This is a genomic window from Nioella nitratireducens, assembly GCF_001879715.1.
GTDB lineage: Bacteria > Pseudomonadota > Alphaproteobacteria > Rhodobacterales > Rhodobacteraceae > Nioella > Nioella nitratireducens.
In genome coordinates, this window is record NZ_MNBW01000024.1 from 1 (window position 1) to 26,325 (window position 26,325).

A 26,325-nucleotide genomic window follows, 5' to 3' on the forward strand; every position below is an offset into this window, starting at 1 on the left:
GTTCCCCTGCGGTGAACCGGTCGTCACCATCAGATCAGCGCCCCGCCGCCGAAGCTGAAGAAGCTCAGGAAGAAGGAGCTCGCCGCGAAGGCGATGGAGATGCCGAAGACGATCTGGATCAGGCGGCGAAAGCCCCCGGAGGTGTCGCCGAAGGCCAGCGTCAGGCCGGTGACGATGATGATGATCACCGCGATGATCTTGGCGACCGGGCCTTCGATCGACTCGAGGATCGATTGCAGCGGCGCCTCCCAGGGCATGGAGGACCCCGCCGCGCGGGCGGGTCCGGCCAGCATCAGGGTGACAGTGGTGTAAGCAATGGCATGCGCGGCCTGCGCGCGCAGCCGGTGAAGGGATCGGGTCATGAAGGGTCTCCTGTTTCAGTTTCCAGCCCGGCCAACAGCGCCGCCGGGGAGATGCGATAGTCACCGTCCGATCCCAGCCCCTCGACGCGGGCGAGCTCGGCGAGATGCCGATTGGCGCCGCGCCCGGAGAGAACGGCGATGAGATCGATGGTCTCGGCGATGAGGGCGCGCGGCACGGTGACCACGGCCTCCTGGATGAGCTGTTCCATCCGGCGCAGGGCGCCGAGCGCCGAGCCCGCATGGATGGTGCCGATCCCGCCCGGATGGCCTGTGCCCCAGGCCTTCAGGAGGTCCAGCGCCTCGGCCCCGCGCACCTCGCCGATGGGAATGCGGTCGGGGCGCAGGCGCAGCGAGGAGCGGACGAGATCGGAGAGAGAGGCGACGCCATCCTTGGTGCGCAAGGCCACGAGGTTGGGTGCTGTGCATTGCAGCTCGCGCGTATCCTCAATGATCACGACGCGGTCCGAAGATCCGGCCACTTCGGCCAGAAGCGCGTTGGTCAGCGTCGTCTTGCCGGTCGAGGTACCGCCTGCCACGAGGATATTAGCCCGCGCGGCAACACCCTCGCGCAACAGCACCGCCTGAGTCTCGCTCATGATCCCGGACGCGACATAGTCGGCGAGCGTGAAGACCGCGACGGCGGGCTTCCGGATCGCGAAACAGGGCGCGATGACCACGGGCGGCAGGAGCCCCTCGAAGCGTTCCCCGGTCTCGGGCAGTTCGGCCGAGACGCGCGGGCGCGCGGCGTGCACCTCGGCCCCGACATGATGGGCAACGAGGCGCACGATCCGCTCGCCATCGGCGGGCGACAGCGTGGCGCCAGTGTCAGAGAGCCCCTCGGACAGCCGGTCGATCCAGAGCCGCCCGTCGGGATTGAGCATGACCTCGACGGTCATCGGGTCTTCCAGAAACCCGGCGATGGCGGGCCCGAGCGCCGTTCGGAGCATCCGCGCGCCGCGGGCCATCGCTTCAGGTTTCCGAGCTGCCTCTGCCATGCTGTCCCCGTTCCGTGCGTGGCCACCGACGGGCGGCCCTGGATCGGGTCCATCAAGAAAACCGGAAACCGGCTGCGCTCAACAGGTATTCAAGGGGCGTAGCGCTCTGGCGTGCAAAGACAGGGAATAGGGTTAGAGACGATCAAAGCGGCACAGCACGGCCCATCTTGCCTTTTGGCACACATTCTCTATATTGATGCCAAAGGAGAAAACCATGCAGTTCGCCACGGTCCAGCCCGTCACCGCCCGCACCGATCTTCCCGTCATCACCGACGAGGAGGCCGCGGCACTGGCGCGCACCACCGTCAACCTCTTCCGGGCCTGGGAGCTGACCGATGCCGAAGCCCGCACCCTGCTGGGCGACATGGCGCAGCGGACGTGGGCGCGCTGGAAGACCGGCGATATCGGCCGGATCGACCGCGACCTGCGCGCGCGGATGGCGATCCTGATGGGGATCCACAAGGCGCTGCGCTATCTCTTCACCGACCCTGCCCGGGGCTATGCCTGGATCCGCAAGCCGAACGCCGCCTTCGCGGGCCGGAGCGCGCTGGACGTCATGCTCCGGGGCGAGATCACCGACCTGATCGATCTGCGCGCCTATCTCGACGCCGAACGGGGTGCCTGGTGAATGTGCCTGTCCGGCGCGTGACCTGGCCGCGCACGGTCCGCATCATCCGCTCGATCCACCCGCCCATCGATCTTTTCGAGGACATCGCGGATCCGGCCGACTGGGAGGCGCTGGCCTCCGCCGAGGCCAAGTTCAACCCGCGCATCCGCGAGAGCATCGGCGATCTCTCCAAGGTCCCAGTGGCCCGCCGCGTGACCGGGCCCGGCGCAAGCTGGGTCATGGCGCCCTTCGTGCATTGCTCGCCGCTCAGGCCCGGACGGTTCTCGGACGGCAGCTTCGGCCTCTATTACGCGGGCGACCGCTCCGAGGTGGCGATTGCCGAGACCGTCCATCACCACGCCCGCTTCATGCGCGCCACGGAGGAGGCGCCGGGCTGGACCTCGCAGTTCCGCGAGCTGATCGGATCAATCGACGCTGATCTCGACGACGCCACTGGCCGCGCCGACCTGCTGGACCCCGACGACTACCGCCCCTCGCAACTCTTCGGAGCCCAGCGCCGCGCGGCCGGGTCAAACGGCATCACCTGGCCCAGCGTGCGCTTCCCCGAGGGCCAGTGCATCGCCGTCTTCTGGCCAGACGTGATCACGATCCCGACACAAGGAGCGCATTTCGCGTATCACTGGGATGGGGAGCGTGTGGATTACGTGAAGCTGTTGGATGATGGCGAGGTTTGGCGGGTCTCGTAAACTTGCACGAAGCCAGCCTGAATGAATAAGACGCTCTCATTTGAATGAACCTCAATTCAGTCCTACGGCTTAGCTGGATGTGCAAACCGAGGCCCCGCAGCGAGGCCGATTTTCACCGGTGATCACATTAGCAGTCGATATCGTCGCTCGTCGGCATCACTCGATTTGATGATGCGATACTCCATGCCGCTGGCCACGGCGATTTGCTGTGCAAAGTCTTTCTTTGCCTGCACAACCGAGTCTTCGATCTGGTGGTCACCTTTCACCTCAACGATCACGTACTTTTCACTGCCATCGGTCTCTTCGCGCACGAATACAAAATCTGGATAGTAGCTACGAACTGTACGGGAATCCGGGTCGATGTACTGAATGAAGAAGTCTGACTGTCCGTGCGTAAGCATTCCGGTAAAGTAGATTTTCTTCACTCTTTGCTCGCGAAGCAAATCCCAGAACAGCGTCCTCTCTGGATTCGAGTCAAAACAGTAGGTATCGAGGTGGAAGCTTTTCTCAATCTCGGCCTCCTTGGCATCACTGCTTCGAACGATTTTGTCCTTTGCCGCAGTAACCTCATAGTATCCGCTTGGCGGAACTTTGATGAGTTCGACTTCATGCTCTTCTGTTTTTTGGGTTTCGTCGAGATCGAATAAGAGTTTGAAGAGGCGCGGAATGATCTCGTCATATAGAATTTCATTGAATTCATTGACGATTCCTACGAGTTCTTCGGTCCCCTCTTTGGTCGAATCTAGTAGATCCTCGATGTCGGAAGGGTTGAGGTTGAGATAGCGCGCGATCTCAGCCACCAAGGTAAGTCGCGAAAAGACGCGCTTCTCACGCCGCTGAGTGAGGTCAAACGAACGGCTAGAAGCTGCCCTTGCCGCGTCGGCGGCCGTGAGCCCTTCCTGTTGAGTTTCGATCAGCCGGTATCTTTCGACCAATTCAGCCCAAGCTTCGGTGTCCGAGCGGCTCAGGCCTAGGGATGCTCCGGCCGCTAGCTTCTTCTCACGAACGCTGTACTGTTTGCGCACACGTACAAGCTTGATCTTCACAGGAGGCTCAACCACGCGGATTTGAACTCGTTCCTTGTCGCTTGCCACGTTTTGAAGTTCGTCGGCGCTGATGCGGAAGTTCTGTTGAAGCTCGTCGTTGAGGATCTCGAGATTGTCGTCTGAGAGGAACACGTGACCTGTGTGCTGAGCTTCGCCGATGGCGCGGAGGCAGCGCATGGTCGCCTGAAGAACGAAGACCTTGGACTTGGGGGCACGGAAAAGCCCGACGCCGAAGAGCGAACGACAATTCCAGCCTTCACGTCCTTTGTTCACCAGAAGGATGAATTGCTTTTCAGAGTCTGGCGTATCCAACCGGTTGAATTCGCGAATGTCGTCGTTTGTTGTCAGTTTTTCATCGCCGACGTTCACGAGGATCCGCGATGCTGGAATGCCGTGTTTTGCCAGAGCGCGTTCCACGGCGGGGCGCAGATCGCCAGTTAGCTCGTCGATGGTTGCAGCGAAGAACGCCAGCTTGGGCAGCATGCCTTCGGGGCGTAGGTCCTCCGTCGCCTCGAGAAACCGGTCTATCGCAATTTCCACGAATTCTTCATTGCGTGTGTTTTTGTAGCTGCGCAGGTCCACCTTCTTGAGGAAGCCCTTGTCGATCGCCTCCTTGAGGCCGTAGGCATAGACGACCTCTGGCAGAACCTCCTTCCCGACGTAGGGCGTGCCGGTGAAATTGTAGCAGGCGACAACGCGTGTGCCGGCCTTGTTCAGGCTCGCCGCTAGGATGTCGATGGTCGTTCGAAGGCTAGTGTCATTTGCCTTGGTCCCGATCCCCATGTCTTTCGCCAGTTTCTTTCCGAAGGCATGGTGGGCCTCGTCCACAAAGATGCCGAGCTGTTCGAGGCGACACAGTTTTTCAAACCGTTGGTTGGTCGTGAGTTCGGCTTCTTCCTCGGGCTGATCCCAATCGTAGAGGTCAGAAGCCTCTGCGTAGACGCCGCTCTCGGCGACAGTGTTCCCTGTCGCGCCGAAAAGCTGGTCCATCGGCGTCTTTTCCTTCCGCTGACGCTTCAGAATGATCTTCTGCGTGTTCGACACGACGATGTTGAAACGCGAGCGATCAAGCGTGCTGAGGGACGTCCCGGCTTCCTCAAGGTAGTGGAAGCGGAGGTGGGTGGTCAGGAAGTTCACGTATTCAGGCGGCACGACCTGCGCGAGGTCGAAGGACTCGATTTCCTTCAGCGATTGCAGCACGGTCTTGTCGGGCGCGAAGACCAGCGCGTTGTGGCAGAAACGCTCGTCCTTCTCGAACTTGTTGCCCAGCAGGAACTCGTAGAAGATGCAGGTCGCCATGAGGATCGTCTTTCCGGTCCCCATGGTCAGCGCGAAGATGTAGTTCGGGTAGATGCGGGAATTCTTGCGCATCGCCGCAAAGACGGCCTTGTACTGGTCCTGCGTCACCGCATCGAACATCGACCCCTGGCGTGTGTCGCCGACAATCCCGCCCTCGGCACGACCCGCGAAGCGGCCGGATTTCTCAAACCAGGCTTTGAAGATCTCTTCGACCTTCGCGTTCCCCATGAACTCCTTGAGGAAGACATACATCTCCAACGCCTCGAACTGCGGTTCGCGCAGGAAGGCCTTGGGGTTCTTTTCCGGGTTGTTGAAGTCCAGGAACTTGCGGGTCAGCTCCTTGTAGTGGGTACGGACGGTGCCACGGTTGCCACGATAGAACTCCCACAGGAACTGGAAGAAAGCGAAGTCCAGCGACGCGCTCTGGGTTCTGGGGCGCCTAGCCATTGGTGACGTTCCCTTCCCAGGATTCCGAGAGGAGGTCGGTGATCTTGACGCGGATGGTGCCTGCGTCGGCGGGCACCTTGTAGCGGCCGATCACGAGGTCGGTCTTCTTCTCGGGGATATCCACGACTTCGGGCTGCAGAACCGCGCCATCGTAGTTCCAGTCGATGAGGATGCTGTCGGTCAGTTCGCGCCAATCGTCCACGGCCTCTTTCTGCATGGACAGCTTCTGCAACAGGTTCATGGGGTAGAAGCGTTCGATGACCAACTCGCCGTCCTTGAGAACCACCTTTGCGTCGGAATCGCGTTTGAACTCCAGATCGGCTTTGTCGCGCAGGATGTCCACGACTTCGACATCGATCTTGTAGGGCTTGGCCTCGAACTCGAGCACACCTTTCAGGTCCGGTTCATGACCCATGCAGACCAGAGTTATTTTCTCAACGGGCTTTGTTGGATTTTCCGCTTTGCGACGTTCCCATGCCTTGTAGTCGAAGCCGGCCGTCAACTCGTTCAGATCGGCGCGTGTTGCGATCCGGTTGACTGGCATGATCTTGACCATACGACCGTCTTTTTCGCCATCAAAGACCGTGCTCATTTCAAGCGGTTGGACTTCCAGAGCTTCAACAAGCAGTTCCTTTGCCTGTACCGGATTCCGGAAAACCTCATACTGATTGACGTTATAGCTTTCGAAGCCGCAAGTCTTTAAGTCTAGGTCAATTGGAAGTGTGCCTTTCAGCTCTGAGATCGTGCTCAAAATACGCTGAGTAATCAGGTGTATTGCGCCCATGTTGATGTCGGCCGCTACCCATCTGCGGCCTTGCCTCTGCGAGGCTAGCGCGGTTGTTCCAGAACCAGCAAAGCAATCCAGTACTAGATCGCCTGGATTGGTACACGCCTTTACTATGCGCTCGAGCAGATCCTTTGGTTTTTGTGTGGGGTAGTCGACTCCGCCTTTCATGCGGCCCGTGTCCGTCCAGATGGTTTGGAGGACTTGCCCATCGCGTTCATCAAGGAAACTTACCCGACAACGAGCAGCTCCTTTTTCGGGGTTCCGCAGATAGAGTTCTTGCCGCTCTACTGCCGCGTCCATTTCCTCTGCCGTCGCGTATGGCCAAACACGCTTTCCTGAGGGAACGGCTCCTCTCCATTTGAAACGCCTAGATGTGTCATTTCCCTTGTAGGTACAGTCATCTAGTTTGAAGCGCCGAGCACCTTCCGGCAATTCACCATCGTATCGAGTGATGCTCCCGTCCTTTTGCAAGACCAGTGAGTACTCTTTCAGAGCCGCGTCAGAAAGCTGAGTTGCCACGGCGCTCCAATTGTAGACTACTTTTTGACGATTTTTTGCATACCAAAAAATCGTATCATGAACCCATCCAAGTCGGCTTTTTGCGTCGTTGTGCGGGTCTGTCCTTTGCCAGATTACCTCATTCTGAAGATTGCTGGATCCAAACACTTCATCCAACAGGCAGCGGAGATGATGGCTCCTGTGCCAATCGCAATGTAGCCAGATGCTTCCATCCTCTGCCAACAACTCGCGGATAAGGCAGAGACGATCATACATGAACTGAAGGTAATCGTCGTTTGTCCAAATGTCCCCGTACTGCTTCTCCTCAAATGGGACGTAATCTGAAGCGACCTCTTTGCCGCGTTGCATGATCTTCTTGCGATAGTCGGCTTTGGAGTCGAAAGGTGGATCAATGTAAATCAGTCGAAACTGGCCGCGGAACTCTTTGAGGAGATGGCTCAGAACCTGAATGTTATCTCCCCAGAAGATCTTGTTTCGCCACCCGTCTACTTCCTCGCCGTGCACTTCCTTCAGTTGTGCCGGAAAATACTGGGTCGATGTGAACGGCCGCTTCCCGCGCCAGTTCAGCATCGGGTAACCCTTGATCGGCGCGAACTGGTACTTCTCCACGCTGTCGACACCCGCGTTCGAGGCACCCAGATCCATGTTTTCCTGCGTGGTCTTGTCGTCGTTCATCACTCGTCTTTCCTGAAATGCCAGTTCTTGGTGTCACAATAGGCGCGCATATCGCAGTTCTCGCACAGCTTCGCCGGGCGAGCCTTGATCCGGTAGTCGCCGTCTTCGATCCGGCCGACGATCTCATCGAACCGCGCGATGGTCTTGCCGATGGCCCGGTCATCCTTGGAGAAGGTGACATACGGGTTCCCGTCCTGTTCGCCGGTATAGTAGAGGTGCATTCGGCTGACCTTGTGGCCGGTGCGCTCTTCAATAAGGTGTGCATAGACCTCGAGCTGGCTCTGGTATTGCCGCAGCCGGTCGCGGTCCTTCTCCATGTCAGGTTTCTTCTCGGACTTGAAGTCCACGACTTCAACCGTGCCATGTTCGCCCCGGATCAGGTCGACATTGCCCTTGAGGATGTAGTCGTCCTTGACCAGTGAAATCTCAACCTCGGTTTCGCGGATCCGGTCCCAGTTCCCGTTCTCGCGTTTGTAGTAGCGCATCACGTGGTCCAGTGCGGCCGACAGAGCGACCGGGGCCAGGTAGACGCGCTCCTTCTTGGACAGCATCGCGTAGTTCGATGAGAACCAGGACTCAATGGCATCCGGAACGACGGTATGTTCCTCGCCCCGTAGCACGGCCTTGTGGATGTCTTCGATGGTCTGGTGCACCAACGTGCCGAACAGCATTGGGCTGACGCGGATGGCCGCGAACTCGAGCTCCTTGAAGAAGCGGTACTGCTCCGCGCAGTTCTCGAACAGCGCGATGTGCGAGGTGAAGGAATACTCGCGCTTGAGGTTGATCTCCTTGACCTGCTCGAAGGTCAGCTGGGTCAGGTCGACATCGCGCCAGCTGGGCAGGGAACGGAAGAGCGGCTCGAAATATTTCGATGGCGACTTCCCCAAGCCTTTGCCGTCCCGCTCCTGCGCGGCCAGCACCAGCAGGTTCTGCGCGCGGGAAAAGGCTGTGTAGTAGAGGCGCTGGAAATCGAAGTGCTTGATCCGATCCAGCGGCTCGAACCGCGCCTTGGAGAGGTAACCGCCATCCTCAAGAAGTTCGTCCAATGCGGTGTGCTGCTTGCGCGGGACAGCCTCCAGCGAACCGCAGACGACGACGGGGAATTCCAGGCCTTTGGACTGGTGAATGGTCAGGAACGAAACGCAGCCCTTGGGTGCGTATTCCGCCTCGTCCTCATACTCGCCGATGCCGCCATCCTGGAGGAAGCGGAAGAACTGGTTGAACAGGTTCCGGATGTCGCGCTCGATGAATTCCGGGTTCAGAACGGTGACATAGTGCAAGTATTCGAACTTGGTGAGCAGCTTGGAGAAAGTCGCCAGATTGCGTGCAGCGCGCCCCTTGTCCACGCCCTGCATGGTTTCTTCATCGAGGAAGCGGGAAAACAGAGGGAACTGAAGGAGCTGATAGAAAAGCCCTGAAAACGCATAGTCGGTCGTCTGCGTGAGGACGGCGTGGCGCTTGGCCAACGGCCGCGCCCACTCCAGCATCCGTCTGTTCTCGGGCTTACGAAGCTCGTCAGTGAAAGCCTTGAAGCAGGAATGGTCGTAGTAGTCCCAGATCTGAAGATGGGCGCCTTCAGCCCACTGGCGCACCTTGGGAAACTGAGGAAACAGGAAAATCAACGCCCCGATCATCAACCGGATCTCTTCACGCTCGAAAAACATGTTGGACCGCGGAGAGTAGACCGGCACGTCGTTGGCCTCCAGGAAACGTGCCAACGCAACCACTCGGGCGTTCTTAACGGAACGAAACAGAAAGGCGACCTGGTTCCAGTCTGAGAGCTTCCCCGAGTCCCTGAGCGAATGGAGAAAGGCCAACACTTCGGCGTGCCATTTGTCATTCTCGTCGAGCTCGTCTTTGGCCGCAAGTCGGACGGCCGTCGGGACTGCCGGGAAGATGTCGTCCCGTGGTATGATCGACTTTTCAAAGCGGAAAGTGCGCTCGCCGTCTGACCAATCCTGGCCGGCCATCCATTCATTGTAGGTATTGATGATCGCAGGATGAGACCTGTAGTTCACGGTCAGCGAGACTTGCTTGCATTCGCCCTCATCGAAGAGCTTTGGGAACTCGAGAATGTTACGGATCGTGGCTCCCCGAAACCGGTATAGGCCTTGGTCGTCATCACCCACGACGCAGAGGTTTTTCTGCTTGCCAGCAAGCAAAAGCAATATGCGTTCCTGAATGGTATTCGTGTCCTGATACTCGTCCACCATGAAGTGTGACAGTTTGGCGCGCAGGCTTTGAAGCACTTCAGGGTGCGCCTCAAGCAGATTCAGCGCCTCATACTGAATGCCAGAGAAATCCAAGCAGTTGTTCTCTAGCAAAAGCTCCTGGTACTTCTTGAAGCATCCGGCAAGGGCCCTCACTTCCACATCCGGTGCTTCCTCTAGCGTTGTCGGGTCAAGCGCTTCTTCGCTGACTTTATTGAGCCACTTTAGAAGTTGCTCTGATTGCCGCCAGCGTCCGGTTTGATTATCACCCATGACCAGCTGGGCATCAGGAAGCTCTCGGAACTCTTTGATCCTTTGGTATAGAAAATACTGCTGATCGAACTGGTCAAACAGAGTAAAGCTGCGCTTCAACCTCGTGTATTCACGATAATCCTCAAGTATGCGAAGGCATATTGAATGAAACGTACCCAGATACATCTCATTCAGATTGAATTCGATTTTCAGATCTGAAAGCCGATTTGAAATCCGGGTTGTAAGTTCTCGGGCCGCCTTATCGGTGAATGTAACAACGAAAAGCGACTCAGGGACAGCACCTTCATTTTTTATCAGATAAACAATTCTCTCAACGAGCGTGAACGTTTTTCCTGAGCCTGGACCAGCAATGATCAGGACTGGCCCCGTGGTAGCCTTGATTGCCTCCAGCTGCTGTGGGTTGGCATTTGACGAGAGCGAAATTGGAGCGTTCATTGATCATCTGCTCCTTGCGCTGTCTTTGAGCCGCCTGAGACGGTCTTGCTATCCATCCATGCGTTCAAATCCGCCCTACGGAACCGCCAAGTTCCGCCCAACTTGAAAGCTGGAAGCGTCCCATTTGCGGCAAGCCGGTAAACCGTTCGTTTCCCGGCCTTGAGGAAGGCAGCGACCTCGTCGACAGTCAGTATCTCGTCATCCTGATTGCCCATTGGCATCTCTCATCGGTTCGCGCCCATCTTGCGCAAGACTACGCAGAAGGGCAAGAATGTACAAACTTGGCAAGATGATTTGATAGGGTTGACGTTCGCCGGATCGACCCTTCGGAAGCGAGGCGCTGTCGTGGCATCCAACTACGAGTCGATACGTGATGAGAACCGGGAAAGGTATGGCACAGACATCGCTCGGATTGGGCCGATGCTGCTCGCTGACCGGTATGACGATCGAACCCATTTCATCTTCGAGCTGCTTCAAAATGCCGAAGATGCGCTGCGCCGTCGAGGTGCTTGGGAGGGGCCGCGGCAAGTCTCCTTTAAGTTAACCGGAGATTCCCTTACGCTATCCCATTTCGGAATGCCATTTGACGATGATGACGTGCGGGGTGTCTGCGGCATCGCTGAAAGCACCAAGGATGAGCATTCAATCGGTCGTTTTGGGATCGGCTTCAAGTCTGTGTACACGTTTACAGATTGTCCATCGATCCATTCGGGCGACGAAGACTTTGAGATACGCAACTATGTGCAACCCGCGAAGGCAGACAAAATTGATCGCGACCCTGAGGAAACCCTAATCGTCCTTCCATTGAAGGCGGAAGACAAATCGGCTGCGAGTGAAATCGTAAATGGTTTCAAAAGATTGGGGCCGAGCTCGTTATTGTTTTTGAGGTCTATCGAGGAAATCAACTGGTCTGTCGGGGACGAGGCATCCGGGGTCTACCTGCGGAGCAAACCTGAATCTGTTGGCCCGAACGTTCATAAGGTGAATTTGATCGGCCATGAGAGCGGACAGGATGAGGTCGATGAGCAATGGCTTGTATTTCATCGAGAAGTTGCTTCGCCGGAAGGAAAAGCTGCCGGGCGCGTTGAAGTTGCCTTTTCTTTGCGCAATGAGGACGGTCAATCCGATGCATGGCACATTGCGCCGGTTCCAACGTCACCTTTGGTGGTGTTCTTTCCCACCGCCGTTGAGACAAATCTGGGGTTCTTGGTTCAAGGGCCGTATCGGACGACCCCAAGCAGAGACAACATTCCTCGCAATGATCCTTGGAACAAGTACTTGGTCGAGGAAACAGCTGAGCTGTTGATCGAGGCATTAAGATGGCTACGGGATCAATCATTACTCGACACTTCGGCGTTGGGTTGTTTGCCTCTTGATCGAGACAAATTTCCCGAAGGCTCGATGTTCGCTCCCATGTTTGATGCAGTACGCGATGCGCTCTTGGAAGAGCCGTTGCTGCCGAAATTCGGGGACGGGCATATCGCGGCCAAGAAAGCAAAGCTCGGAAGAACAAGGGAGCTACGAGAGCTGTTTCGACCGGAGCAGATCGCAGCGCTGTTTTCTGGTGATGTGGATGGGTGGCTTTCCGGAGACATCACCCAGGACCGGACGCCCGAACTACGACAGTACCTGGTGCACGAACTTGACGTATCGGAGATTACGCCAGCTTCGATAATGCCGCGTCTCAACCTCGAATTTCTTGAAGCGCAAACTGACGAATGGATCCTCAAACTCTATGAATTCCTGAATGGTCAGGGTGCGCCATTGCGACGTTTGCTTGAGGCAATTCCCCTGATCAGGCTGGATGACGGCTCGCATGTGACTGCACGTGAGGGTGGCAAAGCTCAGGCATTCTTGCCGAGCAGCTTTGAGACCGGTTTTCCTACGGTAAAGTCGTCCGTTTCTGCAACTGAAGAGTCCCGGGAGTTCCTTATCTCCCTCGGAATTACTGAGCCCGATCCAGTTGACGATGTGATCTGGAATGTTCTGCCCACCTACCAGCGTGACGAAGTCGATGAAGACGAGGACCTATACTCACGTGACATTGCGCGGATCCTTGCAGCCTATCAATCGGATTCGAAATTGCAGCGCGAGAAGTTAGTGGCAGCTCTTCGAAAGACATCATTTGTAATGGTGTTGGATGCCGGCGATGGTACGCGTTACGTATCTCCTCCAGGGGAAATTTATCTAGCGACAGATCGCTTAAAGAAGCTTTTTTCAGGCGCTGCCAACGTCATGATCGTTGACGACTCCTATGAGTGCTTGCGTGGCGAAGCGATGCGAGAACTGCTCGAAGCCTGCGGTGCCCTAAGGTGCCCGAGGCCCATTGAGGCTCCCGATGCCTTGAGCCACTTGGAACTCCGAGAAATTCGCATTTCCGCGGGCCATGAAGAAACCTCGGGCGTAAAGGACAAGGTCCAGGACTGGACATTGGACGGTTTCGACGAGTTGATGGAAATCCTGCCCGGACTGGAGCCAGAAGAGCGCGCAGTTCGTGCTCGCCTAATCTGGGAAAGTCTAGGGGATTTGGAGGAACGCCGTGGTCGTGGTGTGTTCGATGGGCTCTATAGCTGGACCCACTACGGAAGTTACAAAAAGGACTTTCCGTCAGCGTTCGTTCGTCGCCTAAATGCAGCTGCTTGGGTCCCGGATGAGAACGGTGATCTGCAGCCGCCAAACCAAGTGATCTTTGAAAGCCTTGGATGGAAACCAAATCCATTTCTTCTGTCGCAGATAACCTTCAAGCCACCCATAATCGAGCAGCTGGCGAAAGAGGCGGGAATAGACCCAGACGCCTTGGATCTGTTAAGAAAGTACGGGATTAAAAGTGCTTCTGATCTGATGTCGAGGCTTGGCATAACTGATCTCGTGCCTGAAAGTGAGGACGATGCTGACTCTGAGGATGATGTAGTCGAAACCGAAGACCCTGACGTCTACAAAGACGCTGAGGATCTTTACGGCGATGACATGCCGGACATCCCCGAAGGCAGCTACGATCCGACTGGCGACGATGAAGTAGGGAGAAGCAATTCAGGGGGCACCGGAGGCGGGAGCGGGAATAGAGGAGGCTCGTCGGGCCGCGGAAGTGGTGGCAAGCCGAGTGCTTCGCAGGCTGAAAGCACCGGATCGGGCAGCAACGCAACGAACAAGACTGGGAACTATCAAGGCAAGCGTTCCCCCGGATCCAAAGGGTGTCGGCCATTCATTTCTTATTTGGGCGCTCATCCCGATGATGAGGGACCAGACCCAGATGGACTCGATCGGCCAAAACGAATGCAACTGGAAGCAAAGGCAATTAAAAAGATAATTGGTCTTGAACCGAACCTCCATAAGACCGCGGAAGGCAACAAAGGCTTTGACCTCTATGAAGCGGACGCAGGTGGGAATGTCGTCCGTTGGGTTGAAGTGAAATCAATGACCGGATCATTGAACGATCGGCCTGTCGGCTTGTCGCGTGCGCAATTTGATCTCGCTTCGGAGCAAGGTGATAGATTTTGGCTCTATGTTGTGGAGTACGCATCTGAAATCGACACTGCACGTGTGGTAAAGATTCAGGATCCCGCTGGCCGAGCCCGCACGTTTACCTTTGATAGCGGCTGGCTTTCGATCGCGGAGACCAGTCCCGAGGCATAGATTGGTCATGGAAGCCACTCAGGCTTCAGGTGCTATTCTGCTGTCTCCGTCGTTAAGCGCATAGGCTTAGAGAAGGAATGAGTGCTCCGTGCTTCGATGATAACGCGTTACCTGCTATCGGCCTCATCTGATAGCTCATCCGCAAACCACCGCCCCTTCTGCACTCGCTTCCCCAAGGTCTCGACAAACCCGTCGAACCGCTCGCGGCCCTTAGCCTGTGCCGCGGCCTGCTGCTCCGGTGCGATCGGCGGAGTGATGGTGAGCCAGAAGCGGACGAAGAGCGCGAGCGTCTCGGTCGCGATCCGCTGGTCGCGTTCCAGCCGCGCGACCTGGCGGGAGAGGCGATCGAGGCGGCGCGTCAGGGCGGCCTCCTGCATGTCGGCGTGATCGGGCGAGAGGAAGGATTCTACCGCCACCTCGACGATGGCGGAGCGGGTCACGCGTTTCCGGTCAGCGATGTCGTTGATCCGGCCGATCAACTCGGCTGGTAGGGAGAGGTTGAGACGGTCGCGCATAGGTCAGTCCTCAGAGATCGATGCCATCGTTGCGGTCCATCGAGGCCTGTCGGGCCACCTGGCCCATCTGCTTGCGCAGGGCCTGCCGTTGTCGTGCGGTCTCCTCCGCTTCGTCGTCGAGCATCATCTCGAACTCGCGCGCTGGTTCTGTCGTCTTTTCCGGGGCTGCGGCCACATGCTCAGGCAAGTCTGGTTCCCGTCGCAGGCCTGCATTCGCGTCATCAGCTTCACCCGACGGCGCGGACGCGCGCAAAGGTTCATCGGCTTCGATGGCCGGAAGCGATGACCATGGATCATCCTGCAGGACCGGATCTACTTTCCGCGGTTCTGGCGGCGGCACCACGCGATCGACGAACCGTTTGTCCTCGAAATATCGCGCCTTCTTCGCCCGGATCGGCGGGGAACCTGCGACCATGACGATCTCGTCGTCGGGCGGCAGCTGCATGATTTCGCCCGGCGTCAGCAGCTGGCGCGCAGTTTCAGAGCGAGAGACCATGAGGTGACCCAGCCAGGGTGCCAGCCGGTGACCGGCGTAATTGCGCATCGCCTTCATCTCGGTCGCCGTGCCAAGGGCATCCGAGACACGCTTGGCGGTGCGCTCGTCATTGGTCGCGAAGCTCACCCGGACATGGCAATTGTCGAGGATGGCGTTGTTCTGGCCATAGGCCTTCTCGATCTGGTTCAAGGACTGCGCGATGAGGAAGCTCTTGATCCCGTAGCCCGCCATGAAGGCCAGTGCGCTTTCGAAGAAGTCGAGCCGCCCGAGTGCGGGGAATTCGTCCAGCATCATTAGGACGCGATGGCGGCGGCGCGTGTCCTTCAAATCTTCGGTCAACCGTCGACCGATCTGGTTCAGCACGAGCCGGATCAGCGGCTTGGTGCGGGAGATGTCCGAGGGCGGCACGACGAGGTAGAGGGTCGTCGGCTGGTCCGCACCGATGAGATCGTCGATCCGCCAGTCGCAGCGCTGGGTCACATGGGCGACGACGGGATCGCGGTAGAGGCCAAGGAAGGACATCGCCGTCGACAGAACACCCGAGCGTTCGTTGTCGGACTTGTTCAGTAGTTCCCGCGCGGTCGAGGCAATGACCGGATGCGGGCCGGCCTCTCCCAGATGACGCGCCGCCATCATCGCTTCGAGGGTCTGTTCGATCGGACGGCGCGGGTCGGACAGGAAAGCGGCAACGCCGGCGAGGGTCTTGTCGGGTTCGGCATAAAGCACATGCAGGATCGCGCCGACCAGCAGTGAGTGCGAGGTCTTTTCCCAATGGTTACGTTTTTCGAGGGAGCCTTCGGGATCGACGAGAACATCGGCAACGTTCTGAACATCACGAACTTCCCACTCACCTCGACGCACTTCGAGCAACGGGTTGTAGGCGGCCGAGCTCATGCTTGTCGGATCGAACCGCAGCACCCGGCCATGGCGCGCGCGGAACCCGGCCGTCAGGTCCCAGTTCTCGCCCTTGATGTCGTGAACGATCGCAGAGCCTGGCCAGGTCAGCAGCGACGGGACCACGAGGCCCACCCCCTTGCCCGACCGGGTCGGCGCGAAGCAGAGCACATGCTCCGGCCCGTCATGGCGCAGGTAATCCTGATCCAGCCTGCCGAGCACGACACCATCGGACCCCAGCAGCCCGGCGGCCTCGACCTCGGCCCTGTTCGCCCAGCGGGCCGAGCCATAGGTATCAACGTCTGCGGCTTCGCGCGCCCGGATCACCGACATGGTGATGGCCACGGCGATGGAGATGAAGCCGCCCGAGGCCGCGATCGCGCCGCCCTCCCAGAACACCGTGCGCGCATAGGCATCGTAGAAGTACCACCACCAGAAGAAGGCAGGCGGCGGGTAGATCGGCATGCCGAAGGCCTCGAACCACGGGCTGCCCAGCTGGGCCTGAAACCCCAAGCGCCAGGCGACCCATTGCGTTGCGCCCCAGGTCGTCGTGAGCACGATCAGGAAGACGGCGAGGATCTGGCCCCAGAGGATTTTCGTGGCGGTCATGGTCAGGGTCCTTTCGTCAGATGCCGAGCCCGCGCTTGCGCCCGAGGCTCCAGTCGATCCCGCCGCCGCCGCGCACGATCCCTGTGATGTGCCGGCCAAGGCGGGGCTCGATCTCGCGAGACCAGGGGACGAGCTGGAAACTGCGCCCGCCGTCAGGGCCGATACCCTCAATCATCGCGTAGCGGCCGGAGGACAGACGTAGTTGCCGGGTGTAGATGCCGGTCACATGCTCGCCCGACTTTGCCGGACGATGTGGCAAGCCCGTCTCGGTCTCGAGGGTCTGGCCCATCGCATCGAGTTCGCGCCGCCGCAGGGTGTCGAGAAGGTTGCGTTGCAGGATGATCCGCTGTCCCTGCCTTTGGGCCAGCCCCTCGTCCGCCAGATGCTCGGCACGGGCGTCGAGTGCATCGCGGACCTCAGCACCGAACCCGCCGATCGCAAGAGGCATACGGGAACGTTCGACCAGACGGTGATCGAGCCAGGTCGCGCCCGGCGCAATGATCTGGGCTTTCAAGTCGAGATCGGAGCGGTTGGCCAGGACAAGTGTCGGGCGCGGATCGTCCGGACCGCCGAAGCGGCGCACCTCGACGATGCCGCCGGGCCCGGGTGCCTGGCCGAAGGCGTCCAGACCGCGGAAGCGGACGTGATGCGCGCGCCCATCCGTCCCGTCGATCACGGCATAGGCGGTGCCGGTCTGTTCGTCGTGCAGGCCGGTCTCGACCAGCCGCCCGATGATCGGGTCCCCTGTCGCGGCCCCGTCGATGGCGAAGTCAGAGAAGCCGCGGTCCTGCCCCCGCTCGGCGAAGGCGCGGTGCATCGTCTTGATGATGTCGCCGCGCTCACCCAAGTCGCGGAGCGTGCGTTCGGCCTCGAGCCCGAGCATCCATTCACCGGGGCGGCCTTCCGAGGCCAGACCGAGTTTCCGAAGGTGCTGCAAGCGGCCTACCATCAACCGCCTGATTTGCGGGTCGTCGGGTCCGTGTGCTGAGGGGCGCAGGTCGAGCAGACCGAGTTCGTCGGCGTGATAGCGCAGCTCCCGGTCAAGGCGCGTCCAGCGTTCTGCCGTGATTTCCCGTTCGAGCGCGTGCCGGATTTGGTGCTCCGGTTTCGGGCCAAGCTCGAGCGCAACGAGTTCCTCGGCGCGGGACCGCAGCCCGCTGCTGATGTAATCGCGCGCGATCACGAGATCGCTGCCACGATCATCGACGCCGCGGACGATCAGATGTACATGCGGATTGTCGGTGTTCCAGTGATCGACTGCGACCCAGTCGAGCCGGGTGCCGAGATCGGCCTCCATCCGGCGCGCGAGATCGCGGGTGAACCCGCGCAGGTCCTCCATCTCGGCCGCGTCCTCGGGCGAGATGATGAAGCGGAAATGGTGCCGATCATCCTCGCATCGTGCCGCGAAGTCCGAGCCGTCCAGACCGTCGGTCTGGGCATCGAAGAGCAGGCCCTTCTCCCCATCCTTGCCGACGCCGTCGCGGCGCAGATAGGCGAGATGGGTTGAGAGCGGAGCCGCACGATAGGCCCGGCCCTTGTGACGGGCAATGCGGGCAGCGACCATGACCCGGCGCGATGACGAGAATAGCCGCGATCTGCCGAATCGGTTTTGTCCGCGCCCGAAGGTGGAATGGCTTCGCTCTTTGCCGCTTGGGCGCGTCGAAACGTGACCTGCCTTGTGGGCCGCCCGCAGAACTTGGTCGACAAAGGCTTTGGGACGCGGGGTACGCGTGCTGCGGGGCTTTCCGGGCCTGATGCGGAAGTCGCGCTCAGGTTCGGTCATGCGAAAACTCTCCCGTTTCTCGGAACGCCCCTGTGCATGCCGGAGCCTTGAAATCGCAGGGCAAATTCCGGGAACCTGCACACGACCGACCGCCATGCACGCGAAAACGCCAGTCCTGTCAGGGACTTGCGGCATTCGTGGCATGCCCTTTTATCTTGCCCTTTTTCCTTCCCGCCCGTTTTCCGAGCGCGCCCTTCCACCACGTTTGCGACACGGCCCTCCAGAGCCCGAGAAACCGCGATCATGGTCATGGCCGTGCCTCCGCGCCGGGCCGGGCAACGAAAATGCCGGGATCTGGGGCGGCTGAACCGGCTTCAAGCGACGGTCGACCTGCATCCGGATTGCCGCCATTTCGCTGCGGATGCGCCGCCGATCGGTCGGTGAAGAGGACTGCCTCGCGCCAATCGGCGACGGTTGCGCGGTTCGGGAGCGGCGGCGTTCCGTCCAGACGTGGGGCCAGCATCGCGACATAGGCGCGGGTCTCGGCGGGAAGACGACGGCCCTCAGAGAGGTATGCGTCATACCGGCCCGGCCCCGCATTGTAGGCGGCGAGCATACCAGCGACGGTGCCATAGCGATCGAGCATTGTGCGCAGATAGGCCGTGCCCGCGATGATGTTATCGCGCAGATCGAAAGGATCAGCGCCGAGTCCATGGTCCTCCCGCAGGACGGTCCATGTTCCGGGCATGACCTGCATCAGTCCCATGGCCCCGGCATGGCTGACCGCACGCGGATCGCCCGCGCTTTCGGCCTGCATCACGGCACGGATCCAGTGTTCCGGGATCGCGAAGCGCGCGGAGGCTTCGGCGATGGCAGCTGCATGAGGATCGCGCATCGGATCCATTTGGATGGTCGGTGCTTCGGCGAAAGCCGGGGCGCTGACTGGTCCCGTCACGGCAAGGCCGGAAAGAAGGAAGATGGCCCAGACTTGGGCAATGCGGGGTCGATCAACCGTTATCCGACTGCTACGTTTGCGGAAGATCTGGAGCATCGCTCACGCCGCCCCATTGCGCTTCGGCGGACGGGTCCATTGCAACGACCAAACCGAACTTTCACCGTTGCGGAAGAGATTTGCCCGGATTGGCTGCGCCAGCATCGGGTCATCGATAAGCACTGAGAAATACTCGCCGGCCTTCTCCCCCGTGCGCGCCCAGGCCGCCCCGATCTCGCGGGCGAGGTCGCCGTCCCCGTGAATAAGACGGTAATCGGGTGCGTTCTCGGCTTCGGTCGCCTCGGCCTTGTCGAGGGAGACCTCAAGGTCCAGTGTCAGCGTTCGGACATACCCGGCAAAGCCGGATTTCGTGCGGGTGAATTCACCGATCTGGGGCATGGCGTGCCTCCTTTCTGTTGTGGTGCGGTGTGGGATTAGGATGCGCCGGCTCTGCGGTGATGGCGTCGTCGATGGTCCAAAGCGGTGTCAGCCGGGCGGTGATCGTGGTAAGCGGCAACGGCCCAAAATACCGCCCGTCGAGGCTGTCTGGCGCATCCGGGTTCATGAGAAAGACTTCGCCAGCGCCGAGCTGATGACAGCCCTGCCAGGCGGGTAGATCGCGGCCGTTGCGGTCCTGCGCATGGGCATAGCCGAGACGACGGTGATCGACCGTGATCCTGTCGCCCGAGCGGCAGACCAACGCCCCTTCGAGCGCCACGACATGCTTGAGCAGCGGCACGCCGCGCGGAATGTATCCGCGCGCATCGAGGTAGTCCGAAAGCGCCGGTGGTGGCTGAACGACCACCAGGTCGCCGATGACCATTTGATCAACCGGGTGCAGCCGATAGAGCCCGATTGGAACGCTCGCGCTGACATTCCAAAGAACGCGCGGCGACCAAGTGGCAATAGCAGGCAGGGCGATCAGGGTGACCGACAGGGCCGTCGCCCAGACGACGGTGCGCCGCGCCTTCATAGCCCGAGGCTCCGCCGCTTGAGCCAAGCCCGGTGCTGGAGACGGGTATAGGAATGGGCCGGTTGCGCGGTGGCCAGGCGATTGTGCAGGTGTCGCCAGAAGTCCTGTGACGCATCCGCCGGGTCGATGCCGAGCGCCTCGATAGCGTCGATCGCCTGCAACACACGTTCGACCTTGGGCCAGCCGTGGGTGGAGAGCAGCAGGGTTCCTCCGGGACGCAGATAGGGCAGCGTTTGAAGGGGAGTTCCGGGCTTCGCAGCCCGCAGGATGTCGAAGCGCGAGAGGACCGTGCCATAGGCGTTGGCCGCCCAGCGATTGACCGCGAAGACGGCACCCGGCGCGAAGCCAAAGCGGTGGCGTTTTTGATCGATGCGGTCTTCTCTGACTGGATGACCGAACCGGACCCACTGTTCGATCTGGCCCTCTTTCCAGGTCAGCTCAACGAAGGTCAGGTCGCTTTCTCTGCCAATGGTCTGTACATCAACCTCGTGCGGTTCGGAGCGGATCGGCCTCATGTCGTCGCCCTCCTCGACGTGCCGAGAAGTCGCTCGGGCCTGTCATTCTGAGGGCCGGGTGCGAGAGATTGAGCGCGTCCGCGTGCGGGCCTGTCCCCAGCGGGGGCACCGCAACAAGAGTTAGATTCTGGGTTAGAGTCTAAGTTACGGCCGCGAATTCTGCCTTCTTTTGAAATGGATGCGCCCGGTTCAGGTTCCCGATAGCACGAGGGTCCGGTTCCTGATGGCACGATACCGGGGGTTCCCGATGGCACGAGCCTGTCCACAGCTTGTCCACAGGGCTCGAAGGCGAGCAGACGACGCCCCCGCGCCTCGATTTCGAGCGCCAGGCGGTAGCCCGGCAGGGGCTGTCGACGGATGATGTCTCGCAGTTCGAAGGCAAAGCGTTTGAAGGGTGAGAGGCTGCCGGATTTGACGTGGAGGTGCCGGATCTCGAACCGCCACCCTGCCCTTTGGCGGCCGCCATGCTTGCGCACGAGGCGATAGAGCCAACGATCGAGCCCGCCGGTCAGGTCGAAATAGGCCCGGTCGATAGTGAGGATCAGCGCATCATCGAGGACCGCGCGGTAGAACCAGTCCGGCACGATCAGCTCGATCCCGTCGGGGCGACCGGTGGCATCGGTCCGCTCCGTCCACTCGTTGATCCAGGAGAACCGGTGGCGACGCCCTTCGGCAGGCTGGCGGATCGAGGTGCAGACCGTCGTCGATTGCAACCGGTCCAGCGCGGCCTTCAAACGGTGATAATCTCGGGCGGAGGTGCCTCGCCCGATGAAGGTGAGGATCTGGTACGGCGTCGCCGCCATGAGCCGCGACGTGCGCAGCCCGGAATCGCGCGCCTCGACGATCTGACTGGCCGCCCAGATCAGGATATCCGCGTCCCAGATTGTCGCCATGCCATGGTCCGCCACGGCCTCAACACGGATTTCGACACCGCCCGCCGCGAACTCGATGGGCCGCGTGCGGTGGTTCTTGGACAGGGAAAAGAAGGGATAGGACATGAGATCCTGCGCATCCCGCACCGCGAACTCGCCAGGGAGAGCGTGGAACAGATCGAGCTGGCCGCGTTCTGACGCACTGCGGGACATCTTGGACGCCTCCGCCGGATCAGCGGAAGGCCCGGCCCGCGGGCGGGGTCGCGGTCAGCAAATGGCGCTTCGCGGGTAGTACCCGGCCACCGCGCGGATCGGACGTCGAAGTCACGGCGCCGCGCTGGACCCAGGCTTCGAGATCCTCGATTGAGTAGACGACTCGCCCTCCCAGCTTGTGATAGGCCGGACCGGTGCCGTAGGTGCGGTGCTTTTCAAGGGTCCGCGCAGACAGGCTGAGGAACTGCGCGGCTTCCTTGGTGCGCAGATAGCGCGGCGGCAGAGGAGCGTGATCGGGTCGCATGGAAAGCCTCCGTGTGGTCCATAAGGCCGCCGGACAATGGCGGCTGATTGTGGCCACGATGGCGAAGTGCGACAGGTGGGATGGAGTGCGAAGATGGGGGTGCGGTAATCGCACACTTGAAGAAGAGGTCGATCCGTCGACCATCTCTCGTGACCTTGAAACAGTAGAAAAGCGCTACAAGACTTCGAACCCGCGGAATTGCCCTGTGAATATTTTGCGGTTGATTTTGTAAATCGGCGCGGATACGGTCTTCCAAAACAAGCGAGGCCCGAGCATGCCGATTCCCAGCGAAACCACCGTGCGTCCGATCCTGGACGAGATCCGCGAGCAGGTCGTATCCGCGATCCGTGAGGCATGGGAGGACTGGCTTGCCAGCGATTTCAATGGAGTGTGGCGCTGCAAACGCAGCCGGGCAAATTTCGTCTGGGAGCAGATCATCGAACGCGCGAACAATGCGCTGCTGGATCACGATGCCGTCCATGTGATCGACGGCCACGAAACGATGAAGTTCCTTGTTCGTGATATCGTGCTGTTTCGGTTCAAGAAGGCGGATGAGACGGGCCGCTCGTCGAATGTCGCTACACAACTTGCGCTCGCTTTTCACGACCATGAACAGAACTTGTTTGGCTTGCCGGAGGTCCAGCGCGTCGAGGTCGTCTACAAACTGAATCGTCTTGAAACGCAGATCGACGACATCTGCGTGGTCGCCCGCAACGGCGATCGGATCGCGTGGGAATACAGCCTGCTGGATGCGGGCGAGGCCGCGGTTCCGTTGCCGTTGCCCGAGGCGAAACCCGAACGTCCCGCAGCGTCCATCGTCAAGCTCAAGGGCGCCGCGGACGACCGCAAGAAGCGCCAAGACTGATGCCCGCCGATTTCAATCAGGACCTGCTGCGGATAGCGCGGCAGGCGCGGGGATGGAGTCAGACAGAGCTTTCCACGCGCTCAGGGGTGTCACAGGCAAATCTCTCGAAACTTGAAAACGGACTGATCGGGCCGACCGAAGACGTGTTGACGAGCGTCAGTGAAGCTTTGGGTTTTCCGGTAGATTTTTTTTTCCAGAATGACCGGGTCATTGGGCTGCCGATGAGCGTGCAATACCGGAAGCGGGCGAGCGTTGGGCAGAAGGCGATCGAGCGCCTGGAAGCTGAGCTCAACATCAGGATCCTTCATATTCGAAGACTGCTCGATGCAGCCGAACTGGAACCGGAGTTGTCCCTTCCACGTCTGGATGTCGACGAATACGGTGGCGACCCCGAACGCATCGCGGATCTCATCAGACGCACCTGGCTTGCACCTTCGGGACCGATCCGGGAACTTGTCGCTTGGGTAGAGCGAGCAGGCTGCATCGTCGTCCATTGTGACTTCGCCGCGCTCAAGGTGGATGGCTTCACGGTTCAGATATCGGATATGCCACCGTGCATCTTCCTCAACCGGAACATGCCGGCTGATCGGCAGCGGTTCAGCCTAGCGCACGAACTTGGGCATGTTGTCATGCATCAGGTACCGTCGCCGGAAATGGAAGACGAGGCGAACGCGTTCGCGTCGGCGCTGCTCATGCCGGCGCGCGATATTCGGCCCCACCTTTCCGGACGTCGCCTCACGATCCAGCGGCTCGCCGCGCTGAAACCGATTTGGCGTGTGTCCATGGCAGCGCTTCTCTACCGGGCAAAAGAGATCGGCGCGATTACCGACAATCAGAGCCAGTATCTCTGGCGGCAGATGAGCTCGATGGGCTACCGGAGAACGGAGCCGCCCGAGCTCGATCTCATGGTCGAAACTCCCACCGTCCTTCCGGAGATCGTAAGGCTGCATCTGGAGGAACTCGGCTACGGTGTGTCCGATCTCGCGCAAGCGCTCCGCTCAAGCGAAGAAGACTTGCGAGCCCTTCATCCGCTACCAGGGACCATAACCCGGCTGCGAGTAGTGAAATAGACAAGCAAACGCGACCAAAAGCGGATTGTAAACGAGCGACTGAGGAGATTTGGACCGATCAGCACTTTGGCGCGCTGACGCCGTGGCGAAAGAGAGGCTTGATCGTGGATCATTTCAGGACTCGACGCCCAAGCAGCCCTAGGTAACCACCGTCAACCATCTTTCGCGCGTCGCGCAGCAAGGCCATGACCGCGAAGCGCTCCGGCGCGCTTTGCCACTCGTCCCGGCTGACCCGAGACAGTCGAAAGACCACTTCGGCTATCTCGCGCTGCGACGCGCCGGCAACGCGCCCGTCATATACCTGCAACATGCGTTTGGCACGCAGTCGCTTCTGGCGGGTAAGACGTTTGTCGTCAGGAAGCACTCTGCCGTGAAGCTGCGCAAGCAAGCGAAAGACAGCGTCGAGACGCGCAAAGCCATCCTGATCGAGAGGGACGATCGCCACAAGTACATCGGCGTCGGAATCCGATTGCAGAATTTGGAGGCGATGCTTCCCACCGGCATCAAGAAGATGGAGGAGGCCGTCATGGGCGTATTTGACTGTCCCTTCAGGCAGGATCGTCGGTTCCACCGCGCCGCTCAGGACCTCCGGAACCTTCTGCAGCACGACCACCGAGGGATCGATCCGGGGGTCCCAGAGTGCGCAGGCCTTTGAAGCCGGGAGGTTGGGATCGGCCGCGAAATCGCAACCCCCATTTTTCGAGGAGCGCGTCTTTCAGATACGCGTCGTCCGGTGCGGCCTTGGAGAGGGTCGCATAGTCCTTTGCATAGCGCTTGTTGCGGCGCAGCCATTCCCAGGCAAGATCGGACGCGCTCAGGTCTTCGACGTAGTCGTACTCTGCCGAGGAACGCCAGCCGGAGCGTTCCGACGGCATGACAAATCCCGTTCGTCAACTTCTCTGAAACGACCTGATTTTACACGTTTTGATTGATCTTCGGGAGTCCGGCCCACCCTGCATGGGCGGGTTTCGGCGTGACTCAGCCGTTCGGGCCGTCGCCCCCCTGCCGAAGCAGGTCGCGATAGCCGTGCTCGGTCATCCAGCGAGCTCGCGCGAGGTGACTATCATAGACGTTCCTGCAGCGATCGGGATCATGCTTCGGATCGAGTCCAAACAGGACTTCGACCACTTCCTGCCAATCGGCTCCTTCCTCGGCAGCGTCGAAAATGCGGAGGTAGAGAACCATATGAGCATGGTCGTAGTCGGTCAGCGTTTCGCTGTCCGGCGGAGCATCCAGAAATGTCGTCTCGCCCTGTGCCATTTGCCTACAGGATCGCAGAAACGACCCCCCTCCCGAAGTTGCCCTTTCGTACAGGCGCGCCACCGATATCCGCATCAACCGGTTACGATCACTTGGCCTTTTTCGCCTTGGTCACATCGATCAAGACGCCTTCACCCTTGTCCAAACGCAGAAAGGTGATCCCTGCATCCTCGAACACCCGGCGCACCTGATCTTCGGTCGACTCGTAGACACGAAGATCCTTCTCGGATTCGAGCCTTTTCAGTGCGGTCAGTGATACCAGGGCCTTATCGGCTAGCTCCTGCTGCGTCCATCCCAGCAATGCGCGCGCGGCCCGTGATTGTCGGGCGGTGATCATGATGATCACCTCCCACCCGGCCATTCACACATGCCAGAACTACGACTATTTTAGTCGCATTTCCGGGGGCTTGCCAGTGATCATCGTTGTCAGTGGCCGTTTCGGGCCTTCGATCGCACAGGAGCCGACCAAGGCGCGACTCACCGCTAGTTCGGCCGCTGCGCGCGGCGGGATATCGCCGAATGATACGAATTGTGATCGGCGTCCGGCAGTGCCAACAGAAAAGCCCGGCGGCTTGCGCCGCCGGGCTTCGTTGCCGTGTCAGGATTGGTCGTCCTCATCGTCGATGAAGGAGGGTTCCTCATCCTCGGCCTGCTTGGCCTTGGTCAGGAAGTCGACCGTCTCGGCGATGATCTCGCAACCGTAGCGATCGACACCCGCGGCGTCGGTCCACTTGGTGTAGTGGATGCGGCCGCGGACCAGGAGCTTCATCCCCTTCTCGCAGTACTGCTGGACCGTCTTGCCGAGGCCGTTGAAGCAGGTGATGCGGTGCCATTCGGTGTCCTGGACGCGGTAGCCGTTCTCGTCGCGGACGACCCGGCCTTCGGAATAGCGCGGGCGGGATGTGGCAAGGGTGAGGGTGGTGATCGAGGTGCCGCCCTGGGAGGTGCGGGTCTCGGGGGTCTGGCCGATGTTGCCGGCGAGGATGACGATGTTCTGCATGGTATGTCTCCGTTGCTTCATCCGGAGGGA

Annotated in this window: 25 protein-coding genes; 5 read left to right on the forward strand and 20 right to left on the reverse strand. The window is 59.9% G+C overall.

The genetic code is table 11. The features are described from left to right. Nucleotides 1–29: 29 nt before the first annotated feature. Both BKY27_RS17220 and trbB read right to left on the reverse strand, forming a co-directional pair. The gene (locus tag BKY27_RS17220; protein ID WP_071675729.1) at nt 30–362 is read right to left on the reverse strand and encodes a TrbC/VirB2 family protein; all 333 of its coding nucleotides are present in this window, start codon (nt 360–362) and stop codon (nt 30–32) included. After that, on the reverse strand, nt 359–1,309 hold the full coding sequence (gene trbB, locus BKY27_RS17225) for a P-type conjugative transfer ATPase TrbB (RefSeq protein WP_456093734.1): 951 nt from the start codon (nt 1,307–1,309) through the stop codon (nt 359–361). Before trbB ends, BKY27_RS17220 begins: the two co-directional genes overlap by 4 nt. A 262-nt stretch (nt 1,310–1,571) precedes the next feature. Here trbB and BKY27_RS17230 point away from each other — a divergent pair, with 262 nt between their 5' ends. Together BKY27_RS17230 and BKY27_RS17235 are read left to right on the forward strand one after the other, a co-directional pair. Further along, nucleotides 1,572–1,985, forward strand: coding sequence for an MbcA/ParS/Xre antitoxin family protein (locus BKY27_RS17230; protein WP_043841469.1), 414 nt, complete (start codon nt 1,572–1,574; stop codon nt 1,983–1,985). A gap of 17 nt (nt 1,986–2,002) precedes the next feature. Continuing rightward, nucleotides 2,003–2,671 (forward strand): RES family NAD+ phosphorylase, encoded by a 669-nt coding sequence (locus tag BKY27_RS17235; protein ID WP_407668422.1) that lies wholly within the window; start codon nt 2,003–2,005, stop codon nt 2,669–2,671. 122 nt (nt 2,672–2,793) lie between these two features. Here the strand turns inward: BKY27_RS17235 and BKY27_RS17240 are convergent, their stop codons facing one another. Genes BKY27_RS17240 through BKY27_RS17255 form a run of 4 tightly spaced genes read right to left on the reverse strand, consistent with a single transcriptional unit; the run spans nt 2,794 to nt 10,583 of the window. Beyond that, on the reverse strand, nt 2,794–5,463 hold the full coding sequence (locus BKY27_RS17240; RefSeq protein ID WP_071675731.1) for a TnsA endonuclease N-terminal domain-containing protein: 2,670 nt from the start codon (nt 5,461–5,463) through the stop codon (nt 2,794–2,796). Further along, nucleotides 5,456–7,444, reverse strand: coding sequence for a site-specific DNA-methyltransferase (locus tag BKY27_RS17245; protein WP_071675732.1), 1,989 nt, complete (start codon nt 7,442–7,444; stop codon nt 5,456–5,458). Before BKY27_RS17245 ends, BKY27_RS17240 begins: the two co-directional genes overlap by 8 nt. Continuing rightward, nucleotides 7,444–10,362, reverse strand: coding sequence for an ATP-dependent helicase (locus BKY27_RS17250; protein WP_071675733.1), 2,919 nt, complete (start codon nt 10,360–10,362; stop codon nt 7,444–7,446). Before BKY27_RS17250 ends, BKY27_RS17245 begins: the two co-directional genes overlap by 1 nt. Further along, a complete protein-coding gene (locus tag BKY27_RS17255) occupies nt 10,359–10,583 on the reverse strand; it encodes a helix-turn-helix domain-containing protein (RefSeq protein ID WP_456093732.1) in 225 nt (74 codons plus the stop codon). Before BKY27_RS17255 ends, BKY27_RS17250 begins: the two co-directional genes overlap by 4 nt. 22 nt (nt 10,584–10,605) lie before the next feature. Here BKY27_RS17255 and BKY27_RS17260 point away from each other — a divergent pair, with 22 nt between their 5' ends. Further along, complete coding sequence (locus BKY27_RS17260; protein ID WP_199559124.1) at nt 10,606–13,995, forward strand: sacsin N-terminal ATP-binding-like domain-containing protein; 3,390 nt, start codon at nt 10,606–10,608, stop codon at nt 13,993–13,995. 107 nt (nt 13,996–14,102) lie between these two features. On the opposite strand, the gene BKY27_RS17265 is transcribed toward BKY27_RS17260, so the two are convergent. From BKY27_RS17265 to BKY27_RS17305, 9 genes are all read right to left on the reverse strand, one after another. Further along, nucleotides 14,103–14,510 carry a ribbon-helix-helix protein, CopG family gene (locus BKY27_RS17265; RefSeq protein ID WP_071675735.1) on the reverse strand — a complete coding sequence of 136 codons (408 nt, stop codon included), beginning with the start codon at nt 14,508–14,510 and terminating at the stop codon, nt 14,103–14,105. A gap of 10 nt (nt 14,511–14,520) precedes the next feature. Then, nucleotides 14,521–16,509 (reverse strand): conjugal transfer protein TraG, encoded by a 1,989-nt coding sequence (locus BKY27_RS17270; protein ID WP_071675736.1) that lies wholly within the window; start codon nt 16,507–16,509, stop codon nt 14,521–14,523. A gap of 16 nt (nt 16,510–16,525) precedes the next feature. Then, nucleotides 16,526–18,073: a relaxase/mobilization nuclease domain-containing protein gene (locus tag BKY27_RS17275; protein WP_456093733.1), complete on the reverse strand. Its 1,548-nt coding sequence runs from the start codon at nt 18,071–18,073 to the stop codon at nt 16,526–16,528. A gap of 466 nt (nt 18,074–18,539) precedes the next feature. Beyond that, a complete protein-coding gene (locus tag BKY27_RS17280) occupies nt 18,540–19,127 on the reverse strand; it encodes a lytic transglycosylase domain-containing protein (protein ID WP_407668423.1) in 588 nt (195 codons plus the stop codon). 159 nt (nt 19,128–19,286) lie between these two features. Further along, nucleotides 19,287–19,622 carry a DUF736 domain-containing protein gene (locus BKY27_RS17285; protein ID WP_071675739.1) on the reverse strand — a complete coding sequence of 112 codons (336 nt, stop codon included), beginning with the start codon at nt 19,620–19,622 and terminating at the stop codon, nt 19,287–19,289. After that, the gene (locus BKY27_RS17290) at nt 19,606–20,196 is read right to left on the reverse strand and encodes a S26 family signal peptidase (protein WP_071675740.1); all 591 of its coding nucleotides are present in this window, start codon (nt 20,194–20,196) and stop codon (nt 19,606–19,608) included. Before BKY27_RS17290 ends, BKY27_RS17285 begins: the two co-directional genes overlap by 17 nt. Continuing rightward, nucleotides 20,193–20,711, reverse strand: a complete 519-nt coding sequence (locus tag BKY27_RS17295; protein ID WP_084668019.1) for a DUF2840 domain-containing protein — start codon at nt 20,709–20,711, stop codon at nt 20,193–20,195. The genes BKY27_RS17290 and BKY27_RS17295 overlap by 4 nt, the downstream gene beginning before the upstream one ends. Then, nucleotides 20,708–21,796, reverse strand: coding sequence for a replication initiator protein A (locus BKY27_RS17300; protein WP_071675741.1), 1,089 nt, complete (start codon nt 21,794–21,796; stop codon nt 20,708–20,710). Before BKY27_RS17300 ends, BKY27_RS17295 begins: the two co-directional genes overlap by 4 nt. Before the next feature lie 19 nt (nt 21,797–21,815). Next, entirely contained in the window at nt 21,816–22,100 is a 285-nt protein-coding gene (locus tag BKY27_RS17305; protein ID WP_071675742.1) for a helix-turn-helix transcriptional regulator, read from the reverse strand. Nucleotides 22,101–22,398: 298 nt separating this feature from the next. Between BKY27_RS17305 and BKY27_RS17310 the strand changes: the two genes are divergently transcribed. Both BKY27_RS17310 and BKY27_RS17315 read left to right on the forward strand, forming a co-directional pair. Further along, nucleotides 22,399–22,965, forward strand: coding sequence for a hypothetical protein (locus BKY27_RS17310; protein WP_146636286.1), 567 nt, complete (start codon nt 22,399–22,401; stop codon nt 22,963–22,965). Then, complete coding sequence (locus tag BKY27_RS17315) at nt 22,965–24,035, forward strand: helix-turn-helix domain-containing protein (protein WP_071675744.1); 1,071 nt, start codon at nt 22,965–22,967, stop codon at nt 24,033–24,035. Before BKY27_RS17310 ends, BKY27_RS17315 begins: the two co-directional genes overlap by 1 nt. A 109-nt stretch (nt 24,036–24,144) precedes the next feature. Here BKY27_RS17315 and BKY27_RS17320 read toward each other — a convergent pair whose 3' ends face one another. The 5 genes from BKY27_RS17320 to BKY27_RS17335 all read right to left on the reverse strand — a co-directional run bounded on the left by BKY27_RS17320 (nt 24,145) and on the right by BKY27_RS17335 (nt 26,295). After that, the gene (locus BKY27_RS17320) at nt 24,145–24,606 is read right to left on the reverse strand and encodes a DUF2285 domain-containing protein (RefSeq protein WP_158514998.1); all 462 of its coding nucleotides are present in this window, start codon (nt 24,604–24,606) and stop codon (nt 24,145–24,147) included. Further along, nucleotides 24,584–24,910 (reverse strand): transcriptional regulator domain-containing protein, encoded by a 327-nt coding sequence (locus BKY27_RS19985; RefSeq protein ID WP_146636287.1) that lies wholly within the window; start codon nt 24,908–24,910, stop codon nt 24,584–24,586. The genes BKY27_RS17320 and BKY27_RS19985 overlap by 23 nt, the downstream gene beginning before the upstream one ends. A 103-nt stretch (nt 24,911–25,013) precedes the next feature. Then, nucleotides 25,014–25,295: a DNA -binding domain-containing protein gene (locus BKY27_RS17325; protein WP_071675746.1), complete on the reverse strand. Its 282-nt coding sequence runs from the start codon at nt 25,293–25,295 to the stop codon at nt 25,014–25,016. Between the two features lie 88 nt (nt 25,296–25,383). After that, a complete protein-coding gene (locus BKY27_RS17330) occupies nt 25,384–25,656 on the reverse strand; it encodes a helix-turn-helix domain-containing protein (protein WP_443112688.1) in 273 nt (90 codons plus the stop codon). Nucleotides 25,657–25,893: 237 nt separating this feature from the next. Continuing rightward, nucleotides 25,894–26,295, reverse strand: coding sequence for a single-stranded DNA-binding protein (locus tag BKY27_RS17335; RefSeq protein ID WP_071675747.1), 402 nt, complete (start codon nt 26,293–26,295; stop codon nt 25,894–25,896). Between the last annotated feature and the right edge of the window lie 30 nt (nt 26,296–26,325).